Origin of the sequence: Nitrospira tepida (assembly GCF_947241125.1) — a bacterium.
GTDB lineage: Bacteria > Nitrospirota > Nitrospiria > Nitrospirales > Nitrospiraceae > Nitrospira_G > Nitrospira_G tepida.
This window is the reverse complement of the sequence record NZ_OX365700.1, coordinates 1,406,304-1,419,957: the sequence shown is the minus strand read 5'-3', so window position 1 is coordinate 1,419,957 and position 13,654 is coordinate 1,406,304. Positions and strand designations below refer to the sequence as shown.

Sequence of the window (13,654 nt, the reverse complement as noted above, 5' to 3'; positions counted from 1 at the left end):
AATCGCCAAGCGTTGGACCCATTGCATGGAAAAGCGCAATGGGTACCCCCAAGCGCAGCCGTGAGGGAGGGAGGCATGCTTGAAACAGTATGTTGATCGACTGAGCGGCAAGCACGCCCGCCATACCAAGCTTCGCTTGAACCGCCGCGTTCGATCACATCGCGGCGGAGAGGTACGTTGCCTTCGACTTCTCGTTGTTGGCTTGTCGCAGCGGCGAAGCCGCGATTGGAGCAGAAGCGTTCATGAATGATGTGGGTTAACAAGGCACCGGCATGACCGCTCCGGCCCGACGTGGCGGGCTCCAACGCAAGTTCTTCTTCACCCTCCTGCTGGTCGGTATCCTGCCTGGGATCGCGGCCCTCGTCGCCACGTATCTGTACAGCACACACAGCCTGAAACACTCGATCGGCAGCGGCTTCCAAGAAATCGCCCGCTCGGCCGCCCTCCGGCTCGCCTCCACGGTGGACGCCGAGATCGATCGCGCCGAGCGCCTGGCGCTGGTGCCGGTCCACATCCGGCGGAACGTCGAGGCCGCCAATCGACGGTACGAGGGGAAGAGCCGCGACGAGATTCGATCTCTGCTCGATCGGATGCCGCCGACCGAGGACCGCCGGCGCGACAACGGCTCTTCCGGTTCTCATCAGGAAACCGTCGACTACCTGCAACAGTGGGTCGCCAAGACCCGCTATTACATCGACGTGACCGTGACCGATCGAGAGGGCGTCACGGTCGCCTCCAGCGACCCCGATGCTCCACTCTTCAACCGAGACCAACTCTGGTGGCAGGAAGTCATGGGCGGAGGCGGCGCTGCCTACGTCAGCTCGCTCAAGTGGGATGGAGCCTTTCAGGATTACGTCTTCGATGTGGCGGCTCCAATCCTGTCCCGCGACGGATCTGGTCCGATCGGGGTCGTGCACAGTCTCATCCGCCGAGGCGCTCTAATGCATACCGTCTTGACGATTCATGTCGGCGAGACCGGGCACGGCATGCTCGTCGATACGGACGGGACCCCCTTGATCTGCCCGGTGCTGCCTCCCACCAGCCATCTGATTCACCAGGCCCTGTTGAATCAATTCACGAGCGACCAACCGACCTGGTTTGTCGCGGAGGATGACGCGCACGGCGGGCACCAAACCCTCGTGGGCTCGGCCCCCGTCCGCATCGCCCACCCCCTGACACCCAAGAGCCTGGGTGGAACCAGGTGGTTTGCCTTCGTGCGCCAACAACCGGAAGAGACCTATGCGCCCATTTACAACCTGTTGATCACGGTCGGCCTGATCGGCTTCGGGTTGGTGGTGGCCCTGGCCTCCTCGGGCTTCTTCGTCGGACGCAGGATCGTGGCGCCGATCTCGTCGCTCCGGCAGGAAGCGGAAGAACTGCGGCAGCGGTTTGCCGGGCAGCCGGGCGCAGGAGGGAGAGCGGAGGCGCGACCGGCCACGCAGGGAGCCGCGGCCAGCCTCGATGAAATCGAGGACTTGGCACGGTCGTTTCACACCATGCGGACGGCGCTGGAGGAGAGCCTGTCCACGGTGCGGGAGCAGCAGGAGCAGCTCATCCGGCGCGAACGGCTCGCATCCGTCGGGCAATTGCTGGCCGCGCTCGCGCACGATCTGAGAAATCCGCTCGGCGTCATCAGGAGTTCGGCCCAGATTATGTTAGACCGCAACCGGCCTGAGCCGGTGAAGGAAGAAGTCGCGCGGTACGTGATCGACGAAGTCGACCGCCTGACCCACCGCATCAACGACTTTCTCCGGTACGCGCGGCAGAAGCCGCCCGAGCCGGAACTGGTGTCGGCGGACGCGCTGCTCCGCGAGGCGCTGCACCAGTGGAATGCCCAGGGGGGACAGGAGCGGATCCGGGTGGACCTCCGGTTGGCCCCGGACCTCCCGCTCATCTTGGTCGATCCCCATCAGGTCAAGGAAGCCTTGGTGAATCTATTCATGAACGCGAGCGAGGCCATGCCCGACGGAGGAACCTTGACGGTGGGCACCAAACGCGCGGCCAGCGGGTCGGTCGAATTGACCGTGGCGGACACGGGCCTCGGCATCTCCGAGGCCAACCTGCGACGCATTTTTGAACCGTTCTTCACGACCAAGGAATTCGGGACCGGATTGGGTCTGACGAACGTGAAACGACTGGTGGAAGACAACGGCGGGACGTTACACGTCACGAGCAAGGAAGGAGCCGGAACCGAATTCGTCCTCTATTTTCCAGCGCACTGCGACCTTCCCACCGCTGCCCGCAACTCCTCTCGCAGCGGATGATCACCTGCGCTCAGGCCTTTTCGAAGCAGCGTTCGGGGGCCTCTCAGCGGACTGCGGCGAGGATAGAGACTTGCGCTCAGGGCGCGTCGGCGGCGCAGCGGAATCCCAAGGTGGGGCCCCAGTAGGTCATCTCATCCCATCCGCGGTAGCTCGTCTGGAGTTCGAGCGGACCCTGCGCCCAGTCGCCGCCTCGCAGCACCCGGAATGAGCCCCTCGGCGGCCCCTGGGGATCATGCGGCGGGGCGACCGTATAGAAGTCCTCGGCATACCAATCCTTCACCCACTCCCAGACATTGCCGGTCATATCCAGGATTCCATAGGGGGAGGCCCCTTCCTGAAAACTCCCCACCGGTTGCGGGTTGCCCTGGTTCGGCTGGTTTTCGCCGTTCTTCGCCCGGTTGAGGATCGGGTCCTGGCTGTTGCCCCACGCATAGCGTCTGCCATCGACGCCCCGCGCGGCCTTTTCCCATTCCGCTTCGGTAGGCAAGCGCCGGCCGGCCCACTGGCAATAGGTGCGGGCCTGCATCCAGGTCACGCTGGTCACCGGAAATTGGTCCCGCGCCGGATCTTCGAACGGGCCGCGGTTCTTGGGCGGCTGGCAGACCCCCGCTTCTACACACCGGCGGTAACGGGCGTTGGTGACTTCGTACTTGTCGATCCAATAGGCGCTCAGGTGCACGCGATGGACCGGCCTCGCATCCGGCAAGCCATCGTCCGTTCCCATGAGGAACTCCCCCTCCGGGATCAGCGACATATCCTCGGGTCCGACCAGCCCGCGCTGTTTCGGCCGCTGCATCTCGCTCTGTTGGATGGGTGCGGTAGGCTCGCCCTCCTTGGCCGCCGACGCAGCCGGACTTGCCTCCCGTGCGGCGCGATCGTCCGCAACACGCGGGGCACGGGGCAAGCCGCCGGCCTCTTCAGATTTGGCCCGGGCCGATGCCGCGGCGGCCGGAGCCGGCGGGTCGCCGCGCACCGTTTCGATCCGCACCGTCACGCGCGCCAGCTCACGGACAAGGTCGCCGTTCTTGTCGTCGGCTTTCGCCTCTCGCCGGCCCTTGCCGATCGCGCTGAAATCAAACTCGGGGATGTTGGCGAGCAACGGCGTGGCATAACTGAGCGGGACCGCAAAGGACATCCCCTCGGGGATGATGCCCGAGGGATGGCTGAATTTGGTCGTCAGGATGCCGATGATCTCCCCGCGCCGGTTGAAGACCGGCCCTCCGCTGTTTCCCGGATTGATCGCGGCATCGACTTGAAACACGCGCCGCACTCCTTTGGTCCGCATGGCCGCGATCCGGCCCCGCGTCACGGAGATGTCCCGCAGCCCGAACGGGAATCCGATCGTGATCACCTCCTGATCCAATCGCACCGATCCGGCGTAGCCCAGCGCCGCTTCCGAGAGTCCTACGGTGTCGATCTTGAGCAGGGCGAGATCATGCTCCTGATCGGAGCTGACGATCAACGCCGGCGCGCGAAACTCGCCGGATGTGACCACCACGATGCGCCGCGCGCCGGCGACCACATGGTACGCGGTCAGGATATAGCCGTCGGAATGGACGATGGCGCCGCTTCCGGAGGGTCGTTCGACCGGCAGCGGCGCGGACTCCGCCGCCCAGCCGAATCGCGCCGGCAGCAGGAGCAGGCCTCCAAGGATCACGAGCAGACGCGCGAACGTCATTTCTTGACCGGAATCACCACGCTGATCGCCCCGGCATTGTGGCCGAGCTGAAGCCCTTCCTTGGGATAGCCCGTTTTATCGATCTCCCCCTTCGGCTCGCCATGGCAATCCAGACAATGCCGGGTGGCGTAGAGCGGAAACATGAGCCTGAGCGCGCCGCTTCGCGCCGTGATTTCGGTGATGGTCTTTTCTCTCGGATAGGCGGGATCGGCAAAATCCCGCAAAGCGGCCTGTTCGAACGGATCGGGGGCGTTGACGGGGTTTCGGGGAGTCAGCGCGGTCTGTTTCAGCCGGACGCCGGTCTGCTTCGTGAACTGCGCGGCCGCGCGAGCGCCGAACACGGCCGGAATGAACCCGCTGAATGTGACATCAGGACGGTTGATCTGGCTCTGCGCCTCGGCCACCACCTGTTTGCTGACGGAGACCAGCGTCCGCAGAAGGCGCGCCGTCTTCGCCGACAGACGGGCCGCGGCCAAATCGTTCAGGTCGAGGCCCGAACGGCTCCGGAAGACCTCGACGAGCTGACGCTCGAACACCTCGGGAGTAAATCCCTTTGTGCTAGTGGCCGGACTGTCGAAGAGCGGCTGGTTTTCGTTGATGACCGCGCGTCCCGAATCGAGGAGCACGGCGAGGAGCCGTGCCGTTTTCTCCGCCTCGATCAGGGCATCGAAAGTAAGGCTGCCGTCGCCATCACGTCCCCGGGTCGGAGCGGCTTCCGCGAGCATTGCGGCGGCACCCAGCAACCACACGACCATTCCCCACCGTAGGACCATCTGCGACATCAGCACCTCCCACTCACCTCATCAGTCAACGGGAGCAGGCAGATGATCGCGGTCTCGGATCTCCCAACAACGCTATGTCCGAAATCCGAGACCGCCACAATGGTAATCGTCGCCTGAACGGCAAGTCAAGGCGCGCCGGCACTACCGCGTTCGATACACGTCGATGACGAAGTTGTCGGAATCCAATTCGATTTCGACGGGCATCCCCTCGGCAAAGGTCGAGAGTTTGCTGCCGGCCAGACTGTCCACTTCAAAGACCTCGGTGCCGTCGGGGGTCGAAATTTTGATCTCGCTCCAGAATGGGTCGCTGTAGGTGAGCCTGCCCGCGATCACGCGATGGTCGGGCGCCGGTAAGCCATCGGCTCGCGCATCGATCAGAATGTTGCCGGAATCGACCCATAGATTGACCTTGTCGCCGATTCTTGCATTATGCAACCCGACGCGCTCGACCCGCCTCGGGCTGATCGCCCGCGCCTGCAGGCCGACGGGCGGTTTCACGAACACCATACCGGAGTGAATCTTGGACACGACTCCGGTCAACCCATAATAGTGACTGGCATCCACCATGCCCGATTCATCCGCCGTCGCCGGGATGGCCGCACACAGCAACAGAATTCCTCCCGCCATGAACCCTATGGCCAATCGCATGATGTCCACCTCCTTGAGAAGGGCCGAACGCCCGCTGTACAAAAAATGAAGGGAGTGGTCTGCGTCGACGCCTACGGAGTCGGCGACTGGGACGGCACCATGATCCCATACTCCTGCACCGGCGTGACCATGACCGCAAAGTTGAAGAGTTCATCCGCGGCCACATCGTGTATTCCATGGTCTCGATTGCGGAGCATCCGGAACCATTTCCCCATCTCCATCCGGACGGTCCGCTGATCCCCGCGATCCACGGCTTCCCGGACCAGCGTCAATTTGTCCTGATAGGGAGTCCAGTCGGAGTTCGGGTAGGTCGCCTTGTAGAAACTGATCGAATTCGAGATCTCATCGATCCATGCCGTCTCGGCCGCGGTCGCAGCCGGGGCGAAAGCCAGCAAGCCGATACCGAACATCGTCACCCACAGAAGGACTTGTCTCGTCATGGCAACCTCCATACCAACCTTTGGTTGAACCGGCGGCTCATTGGGCGAAGCCCCTCTTCATTGACGCCGCCGGAGAAAACCCTCAAGTGATTTGCTTCTTTTGATCCAACCTTTGGTTGAACCGGCGGCTCATTGGGCGAAGCCCCTCTTCATTGACGCCGCCGGAGAAAACCCTCAAGTGATTTGCTTCTTTTGATCCAACCTTTGGTTGAACCGGCGGCTCATTGGGCGAAGCCCCTCTTCATTGACGCCGCAGGAGAAAAACCCTCAAGTGATTTGCTTCTTTTGATCCAACCTTCGGTTCAACCGGCGCCTCTGTTTCGCCTTATCGAATCCGCCGGCGCTGGAGAAACACCGACAGGGATTTGAGTTGCTTGTCCTCCTACCAACCTTCGGTTGAACCGGCCGCCCTCGACGATTCCGAAGGACGAACCGTGCGGCGCGCGCCGATCTCGATCGCGCGCCGCGCTCTGCCTCGCCGTCCACCGCTCATCATTCCGGCACACGAATCCAGACCTCATTGTCCGTGCCTAAGTCCGGATCGAACCCCAGGTTGAGCTTCTGATAGCGGGCATGGCTTTCCCGCGCCTCCGGGCTGCTTCCCGCCATGCGCTGCTCCCGGGGCGTCGCCGCAATGCCGGCGGTCTCGCCGGCTGGTCCCCTTGCTTCCGACTTCGGCACCAGCACCCACACTTCGTTGTCGATGCCCAGATCCGGGTCATATCCCAAATTGAGTTTCTTGTACCCCAGCATGTCCTGCCCGGCGAACGGCGCCGGCCGCTCCTGGGACAGGACCATCGAGGAATCGGCGGATTGATCCGCGGCCCAAGCCTGGCCTGCCCAGAGGCAGAGCCAGACAAGCCCCGCCATCACCACCAGTCGTCCTATCGTTCGGCACACATTCATCCTGCACCTTCCTTGCAAAAGTTATGGTCTCTGGTCTCGCCTCGGAAACCGAGGCACATATGGAATCACGCGCAATCTATAGGGCCGACAGGGCGGAGGGCGATTACCCGGGGGATGGATTTTGCCTCACTCTGTCGGGTGAGGCCCGCAGACGGACCAGCGGCTACGCGCCGCGCAGGAACACCAGGATGGCCTCGACTCGGCCCGAGACGCCGAGCTTGTGATAGATGTGGTGCAGGTGGGTTTTCACTGTATCCAACGACACACAGAGGTGGTCGGCGATCTCCTTGTTCCCCTGGCCGGCCGCGGCATGCGAGAGGATTTCCCGCTCCCGTTCGGTGAGCAGGGCGAGCCCGGTCGATTTTTTCGGGCCCTCGCCGTAGATGGCCCCCACCGCCCGTCGCGCGAACCGGTCCGGCATGAAGGGCGATTCGACCTGCTTGCCCCGGTGGGTCTCGCGGATGATCCGCAAAAACTCCTGATGGTCGGCATCCTTCAGGATATAGCCGCTGGCTCCCGCCAGCACGGCGGACACGATCCGCGCATCGTCATCGTGCACCGAGAGCATCAGCACTTTCGTGCCGGGCGAGCAACCGAGAATCAATTTGGTCGCGGTGATGCCGTCCACGTTCGGCATATCGACGTCCATCAGGACAACATCCGGCTTCTGTTCCATGGCCAAGAGATAGGCTTCGTGGCCGTTGGTGGCTTCACCCACCACCATGAGATCCGGCTCCCGTTCGAGCAGCAGCCTGAGGCTCTGCCGGAACAACCGTTGATCCTCGGCGATCAGGAGTCGAATGGACATACGAACGCTTCCTGACAAGGCAGGATCACCGAGAACCGCGCTCCGCCGCCCGGGCGGTTCGCCGCCACGATCCGGCCGTGATGCGCCTCCACGACAAGCCGACAGAAATGAAGCCCGAGGCCGCGGCCGATGCGTAGATCCGTCCCGTCTTTCTTCCGGAAGAACATCTCGAAGATCTGCGGCAGGTCGGTTGGATCAATCCCCGGACCGTCATCCTGCACCTCCGTCACCACCGGCGGCCCCTGCCCTTCGCCGGCGGCGTCCGGGCCCTCTCCGTTCCTCGCCAACCGCACCGTCATGACGATCTGCCCGGCTGGAGGGGAATACTTGAGCGCATTGTGCAGGAGATTGATCCAGACCCGTTGCAACCGCCGCCGGTCTCCCCGGGTCACGATTTCACCGTCCGGCGCCTCGACCCGAATCGTCACGCCCCTGGCCGAGGCCTCCGACCGGAACAAGTGGGCCACCTCTCGCAACTCCTCGTTGACCGAAAAACGCGCGCTGGAGACCGGGAGCCCCGAATAACTGTCCTGGTAGACGTCCAGCATGTCATTGATCATCCCGAGCAGCAGGTGCGCGGTGAATTGCAAGTCCTCGATCAACGTCCGCAGCGGCGCCTCCTGAAGCTCCCGGTGCTCGGCCAGCACCTCCAGCGTCTTCTTGATCCCGGCCAAGGGGTTTCGGATATCGTGCGCGAACATCGAGGCGAACTGGCTGAGCGAGGCCAGCCGTTCGGAACGGAGCAGTTGTTGCTCCAGCGCCTTCTTCTCGGTCAGGTCGCTGAACTGCCACAGCACGTGCGTGACGGAGTCGGCCCGTTTGAGCGGAACCAAGTCCACCTCGACGGTTCGGAGGAGGCCGGAAGGGGTGGGCAGTTGTGTTTCGAACGGGGGACTCTCCTCCCCCGTGGCCAGCACCCGACGGAACCGCTCCTCTACTTGATGCCGGTCGGCGTCGCGGAACAGGTCCAGCCATCCATTCCCGATGAGCCGGCTGGCCGGGCGCTCCAACTTAGATTCGGCCCGATGGTTCACATCGCGCACGAGTCCCTCGGAATCGACCAGAATCTTGGCATCCGCGGACGAATTCCACAGGGTCCGATAATGCCGCTCCGATTCAGCCAGTTCCTGGTTCGCCCGTTCGAGCTCCGTCATGGAGCGGCCGGTCTCCCGGGCCGCCTCCTCCAGGCGAGCCAGCATGGTATTGAAGCTCTCGGCCAGCGTGTCGATCTCCCGGATGCCCTCGGAAACAGCCCGGTCCAGCGGTTGAGCGCCTTTCCCCTCCGCGATGTGCCTGACCCTCAGACCCAGTTCGTTCAACGGCTGCACGATCCGGCGGGCCAGCCTCACGCCGAGCCAGACGAGCAATCCCAGGGTAACCACCCCAAAGCCGGCTAATTTCCAGAGCAGTCCGATCACAGGCGCCTCGGTCTCATCGGGATCTTGCCGGACGACCACAGACCAGGGCCTGGCTTGGAATACCCTCGGAGGCAGCGCTACAGGCGCAGCCGCAAGAATGTCGCTCGGTTGGTCGTTGGGATCTTCGCGAAAAGCAGTCCGGGCAGTCAGTCCGGTTCTCGTCTCGTCGGCTCCGTCGCCGGAGTCCCATGGGTCAGTCCGCCAAATTGGGCAAGGCGGTCTTCGCCCACAGTCCCGGGCTAGTATCAACTGCCCCGTCGCCCCGATCCGTGTCCCCAACATCGTCGCGAGCAATCGATCCATCGCGAGCACGACCTTGAGGGCCCCGATCACCCGCGCCTCCGTGTCCCTGACCGGTACGGCCACTTCCCAGTAGCGTTGCCCTTGCTCATCCACCCGGATGTCGCTCGACCAGGGCCGTCCCTCGTCGAACACCACCGGCCACCAGGGTTGCTCATGGTAATGGGCCGACTTCATGCCGGACGGGGCGGCTCCGACCAAGCGACCCTGCCGATCGAGGAGCACCAGCGAGCGGAAGTCGCGCTGGTGTTCCTCATGCCATCGCGTGATCCCCTGAGTGCGGGCGACCAGTCCCGCCCCGTCCCGAAGCGCGTCCCTGACCTCCGGAAGCCGGCTCAACCGTTCGAGCCATTCGATTTCCCTGGAAAAGACGAGGCCGACATTGGCGGCGCCCTGCCTGGACAGTTCGACGAAACTCTGGTCGATGGTGATCTGGAGCGCCTGTCTCGCGTGCCAGTAGGCATACGCCAGGCCGAGGGCCCCGAACACCAGTCCGAGGCACAGGATGGTGAGCAGGATAGAGCGCTGGAGGCTGACCCGCTGCGCCATGATGGCCTCAGGTTCAGCGCCTGCGGAGAGGAAGCGAGTACCGGCCGCTCGGCTCGTGGCCTGCAGCCGCTTCCCTGAGAAAAACCGCGTACCGTATCAGTTAGCCTATCACCTTGGCCGGCTGATTTCATCCGGGTCGGCACGCGGTGCTGGTGGCAGCTTTCGCAGGACTGTGGAGGAAGACGGCCGGTCCGGACTCGCGGTGATCAGATCAGATGCGCAGCTCGACCAGGGTGACGCCGTCGCCCCCTTCATGGCGGTCGCCGGCCCGGAACGCCGAGACGTACGGGGAACCTTTCAGATAGTCCCGCAGGATCGTCCGCAGCTTTCCGGTCCCGTGCCCGTGAATGATGCGCAGGAGCCCTCCGCCGGACAAGACCGCCTGATCAAGCCGAGCGATCACTTCATCAAGCGCCTCATCCGCAGCCTTTCCCCTCACATCCACGACGTGGTCGATCTGCGATGGCCCCAGGCGCGACCAGTGCGGCGGGGGTTTGGAGCCTGCTCCAATTGAAGAGCCGGATCGGCCCGGTCCGGCTGTCCCGGTCCCGTGGAGGTCATCCACCGATACCGACAGGTCGGCGGCGCCGACTCTGACGCGGACCCGTCGCTTGCCGGCCGGCGCATCAAGCAGGACGCCCTTGGTTCCCAGCCCTGCGATCTCGACCTCATCACCCGGTTTCAGGTCATCGACCGGGGCAATGGATTCCGCCTCCGCCAACACCCCGGACCGCTGGCGCGCCATCGCCGCCAGCCGCTCCTTTGCCGCTTTGGCCTTCTCAGCGGTCCGATCCCGCTTAAGTTCATCCAGCACGGACTGGATCTCGCTACGGGCCCGTTGCAGTTCTTCCGTGAAGCGTTTGCGCAGGCCCTTCCGTTCCGTTTGTTCAGAGGCTCGTAGGCGCTCCGTGATCGCCGCCGCCTCGCTCGCCTGCTGCTCGGTCTCGGCACGGAGCGCGGAAACCCGCTTCCATTCCTCGGCCACCCGCCGTTGTCGTTCCTGGAGATCGCCGAGCAACCGTTCAAGCGCCTGGTCGTCACGTTGCAGACGGTCCCGAGCTGCCTCCAACAGGTTCTCATCCATCCCGAGCCGTCCGGCGATTTCGATCGCGGAGGACCCGCCCGGAATCCCCATGACCAGCCGGTAAGTGGGAGCCAGCCGCGCCACATCGAACTCGACGCTGGCATTCAGAAATCCCGTTGTCTGTTGGGCGAGCACTTTCAATTCCGTGTAGTGGGTCGTGACAACCGCCTTCACGTCCTTCTCGGCCAATTTCAGCAGCAGGGCCTGGGCCAGCGCCGCCCCTTCGGCTGGGTCAGTAGAGGTCATGGGCTCGTCGAGCAGGAGGAGAAACGGCCGCGGCTTGTTCATTCCATCTTGTCCATCCCGCTGCGCCTCAGACAAGAGCCTGAGCAGGCCGATCATCGTGACCATGTGGGAGGAAAAACTCGACAGGTCCCTGGTCAAATCCTGCGCGTCGCCAATGTCCGCATAGACCTCCGCAAACAGCGCCATTTCCGACCCTTCGTCGCAGGGCAGCAACAGGCCGGCCCGGACCATGAGCGCAAAGAGCCCGAGCAGCTTCAGGACCACGGTTTTGCCGCCCGTGTTGGCACCGGAAATCACCAACGTGCGCACGGACTCATCCAGATCGATGTCGTTGGGCACCACGTCCGGACGGGCCAACGCCAGCAAGGGATGGCGCGCCTGGCAGAGCCTGATTCGTCCCCTGTCGTTCAACGCGGGCGCGGTCGCCCGCAATTGCCCCGCCAGCGCCGCCTTGGCGTGGATCGCATCGAACCGGGCCAGGATGTCGAGCGCCTCCAGCAACGCCGGCGCCTGCTCCGCGACCAGCAACGACAGCTCGTGCAGGATCCTTCGGACTTCACGCTCGACCGCCAGTTCGGCCACCTTGATCGCATTGTTCAACTCGACCAGTTCGCGAGGCTCCAGAAAGACCGTGGCGCCGCTCGCGGACACATCGTGGACGATGCCGGGCACCGCGGTTCGCATTTCCGTTTTGACCGGGACGACGTAGCGGCCTTCCCGCTGCGCGAAATAGCGTTCCTGAAGGATGTCCTCGTACCGTTTGGATTGCAGGATCGATTCGAGGCGATGCCGCGCCTGCTGCTTGAGATCATGGGCCTGTTGGGTGAGACGGCGCAGCTCGGGGGTGGCCGCGTCCTTGATGGTCCCTTCGGGATCGATGGCCCATTCGAGCTCAGTCCGGAGCCCGCTGAGCACGTGGATCGGCGGCAGCGGAGCACCCAGAGCCGCCAGATGCGATGCGTCCTCGCGATGGCGAGAGAGGTAGCGGATCACGTCCTCGATTAGCCGAACGACCCCACACACGTCCCGAAGCTCATGGGTATCCAAGACGCCGCCTTTGCCGGTGCGCTGGAGCACGTCCCTCAGATCCGGAAACGATAACGCGGGAAACGAATCCGTTCCCGTTTGGAGAACCGCCATTTCGACCGTCTCGCGCTGGCGATCCGTCGCCTGCGCCAGGTCGGTTTCGAGCTGCAACGATCGGCAGCCCTGCGCGCCCATGCCGGATCGCGCATGCCGCGCCAGCGCTTCGAGCAGGCGCTGCCATTCAAGCGCGCGTAATGTGTCCTGTTTCAGGTCGGGCTCGTCAGCCATCGCTCGCTCCTGTGCTTCCGTTCTATGACTGCTCGCCCACGGTCGCGACCTCCGGTCCGGCTAGCTTGTACAAGGCCCCCCGATGGAATGACTTGACTCGACCGGAGGCGGTCAGTACCATCTCCGAGTCCGCGTGCTGTTTTCAACCCTTCACCTCACAAACTTTTCTCGTAGGAGTTCGCACCATGGCAATCCGTGTCGGCATCAATGGGTTTGGAAGGATCGGGCGAAACGTGTTGCGCGCGTCCTTCCAAGACCCTTCGCTGGAATTCGTCGCGATCAACGACCTGACCGACGCCAAGACGTTGGCTTATCTGCTGGAATATGACTCTGTGCACGGGCGCCTGAACGCCTCGGTCTCTCACAAGGAAGACGCCATCCTCGTCAACGGGAAGCCCCTGGCTGTGCTCGCCAAGAAAGATCCCAAGGACCTGCCCTGGAAAGACCTCGGCGTCGAGATCGTCATTGAATCCACCGGACGCTTCACCGACCGGGAGGGAGCCGGCCGCCATCTGGCCGCGGGAGCCAAGCGCGTGGTGATCTCAGCCCCGGCGAAGGACCCGGATGTGACGATTGTCATGGGCGTCAACGACGGCGCCTATGATCCGACGAAACACACGATCGTGTCCAACGCCTCCTGCACGACCAACTGTCTCGCGCCAGTGGCCAAGGTGCTGCTCGACAGTTTCGGCATCAAGCACGGCGTGATGACGACCATCCATTCCTACACGAACGATCAGCAACTTCTGGATTTGCCCCACAAAGACCTGCGCCGGGCCAGGGCCGCCGCGATGTCCATGATCCCGACCAGCACCGGCGCCGCCAAGGCCCTGCATTTGGTTCTGCCGCAGTTGAAGGGAAAGATGGACGGGATGGCGATTCGCGTGCCCACGCCGAACGTGTCGCTGGTGGACCTCTCCGTCGAGACCGAGAAGGACTGCGACGCGGCGTCGATCAATGCGGCCTTCAAGAAGGCCGCCGAAGGACCGCTCAAGCACATTCTGCAATACTCCGATGCGCCGATCGTCTCGATCGACCAGAAAGGCGACCCCCATTCCGCCACCTTGGACGCGCCGCTGACTACGGTGCTGGAGGGCCGCATGGTCAAGGTCATCGCCTGGTACGACAACGAATGGGGCTACTCCTGTCGTGTGCGAGACCTTATCAAGATGATGGCGGCCAAGGGATGACCCCGCCATCTAGTTAGGCACGCCCAT

10 protein-coding genes are annotated in these 13,654 nt (G+C 63.5%); 2 read left to right on the top strand and 8 right to left on the bottom strand.

Features of this window, described 5'->3' with window-relative positions; genetic code table 11:
* Nucleotides 1-272: 272 nt before the first annotated feature.
* Nucleotides 273-2,264 carry a sensor histidine kinase gene (locus tag QWI75_RS06710; RefSeq protein WP_289267926.1) on the top strand — a complete coding sequence of 664 codons (1,992 nt, stop codon included), beginning with the start codon at nucleotides 273-275 and terminating at the stop codon, nucleotides 2,262-2,264.
* Nucleotides 2,265-2,340: 76 nt separating this feature from the next.
* On the opposite strand, the gene QWI75_RS06705 is transcribed toward QWI75_RS06710, so the two are convergent.
* The 8 genes from QWI75_RS06705 to QWI75_RS06670 all read right to left on the bottom strand — a co-directional run bounded on the left by QWI75_RS06705 (nucleotide 2,341) and on the right by QWI75_RS06670 (nucleotide 12,437).
* Entirely contained in the window at nucleotides 2,341-3,942 is a 1,602-nt protein-coding gene (locus QWI75_RS06705; RefSeq protein WP_289267925.1) for an SUMF1/EgtB/PvdO family nonheme iron enzyme, read from the bottom strand.
* Nucleotides 3,939-4,724, bottom strand: a complete 786-nt coding sequence (locus tag QWI75_RS06700) for a Tll0287-like domain-containing protein (RefSeq protein WP_289267924.1) — start codon at nucleotides 4,722-4,724, stop codon at nucleotides 3,939-3,941. Before QWI75_RS06700 ends, QWI75_RS06705 begins: the two co-directional genes overlap by 4 nt.
* Nucleotides 4,725-4,865: 141 nt before the next feature.
* On the bottom strand, nucleotides 4,866-5,372 hold the full coding sequence (locus tag QWI75_RS06695) for a hypothetical protein (protein WP_289267923.1): 507 nt from the start codon (nucleotides 5,370-5,372) through the stop codon (nucleotides 4,866-4,868).
* Nucleotides 5,373-5,443: 71 nt separating this feature from the next.
* Nucleotides 5,444-5,812: a hypothetical protein gene (locus QWI75_RS06690; protein WP_289267922.1), complete on the bottom strand. Its 369-nt coding sequence runs from the start codon at nucleotides 5,810-5,812 to the stop codon at nucleotides 5,444-5,446.
* Nucleotides 5,813-6,304: 492 nt separating this feature from the next.
* Nucleotides 6,305-6,718: a hypothetical protein gene (locus tag QWI75_RS06685; RefSeq protein WP_289267921.1), complete on the bottom strand. Its 414-nt coding sequence runs from the start codon at nucleotides 6,716-6,718 to the stop codon at nucleotides 6,305-6,307.
* 163 nt (nucleotides 6,719-6,881) lie between these two features.
* The gene (locus QWI75_RS06680; RefSeq protein ID WP_289267920.1) at nucleotides 6,882-7,526 is read right to left on the bottom strand and encodes a response regulator; all 645 of its coding nucleotides are present in this window, start codon (nucleotides 7,524-7,526) and stop codon (nucleotides 6,882-6,884) included.
* Nucleotides 7,508-9,793: a sensor histidine kinase gene (locus QWI75_RS06675; RefSeq protein WP_289267919.1), complete on the bottom strand. Its 2,286-nt coding sequence runs from the start codon at nucleotides 9,791-9,793 to the stop codon at nucleotides 7,508-7,510. Before QWI75_RS06675 ends, QWI75_RS06680 begins: the two co-directional genes overlap by 19 nt.
* A gap of 211 nt (nucleotides 9,794-10,004) precedes the next feature.
* Nucleotides 10,005-12,437 (bottom strand): endonuclease MutS2, encoded by a 2,433-nt coding sequence (locus tag QWI75_RS06670; protein WP_289267918.1) that lies wholly within the window; start codon nucleotides 12,435-12,437, stop codon nucleotides 10,005-10,007.
* A 185-nt stretch (nucleotides 12,438-12,622) separates the two neighbouring features.
* On the opposite strand from QWI75_RS06670, the gene gap reads away from it, so the two are divergent.
* The gene (gap, locus tag QWI75_RS06665) at nucleotides 12,623-13,627 is read left to right on the top strand and encodes a type I glyceraldehyde-3-phosphate dehydrogenase (protein WP_289267917.1); all 1,005 of its coding nucleotides are present in this window, start codon (nucleotides 12,623-12,625) and stop codon (nucleotides 13,625-13,627) included.
* The last annotated feature ends 27 nt before the right edge of the window (nucleotides 13,628-13,654 follow it).

Excerpts from the sequence above, each read along its gene's own strand:
- QWI75_RS06675 (WP_289267919.1), bottom strand. The coding sequence starts at position 9,793 with ATGGCGCAGCGGGTCAGCCTCCAGCGCTCTATCCTGCTCACCATCCTG.
- QWI75_RS06685 (WP_289267921.1), bottom strand. The coding sequence starts at position 6,718 with ATGAATGTGTGCCGAACGATAGGACGACTGGTGGTGATGGCGGGGCTT.
- gap (WP_289267917.1), top strand. The coding sequence starts at position 12,623 with ATGGCAATCCGTGTCGGCATCAATGGGTTTGGAAGGATCGGGCGAAAC.
- QWI75_RS06690 (WP_289267922.1), bottom strand. The coding sequence starts at position 5,812 with ATGACGAGACAAGTCCTTCTGTGGGTGACGATGTTCGGTATCGGCTTG.
- QWI75_RS06695 (WP_289267923.1), bottom strand. The coding sequence starts at position 5,372 with ATGCGATTGGCCATAGGGTTCATGGCGGGAGGAATTCTGTTGCTGTGT.
- QWI75_RS06710 (WP_289267926.1), top strand. The coding sequence starts at position 273 with ATGACCGCTCCGGCCCGACGTGGCGGGCTCCAACGCAAGTTCTTCTTC.
- QWI75_RS06700 (WP_289267924.1), bottom strand. The coding sequence starts at position 4,724 with ATGTCGCAGATGGTCCTACGGTGGGGAATGGTCGTGTGGTTGCTGGGT.
- QWI75_RS06680 (WP_289267920.1), bottom strand. The coding sequence starts at position 7,526 with ATGTCCATTCGACTCCTGATCGCCGAGGATCAACGGTTGTTCCGGCAG.
- QWI75_RS06705 (WP_289267925.1), bottom strand. The coding sequence starts at position 3,942 with ATGACGTTCGCGCGTCTGCTCGTGATCCTTGGAGGCCTGCTCCTGCTG.
- QWI75_RS06670 (WP_289267918.1), bottom strand. The coding sequence starts at position 12,437 with ATGGCTGACGAGCCCGACCTGAAACAGGACACATTACGCGCGCTTGAA.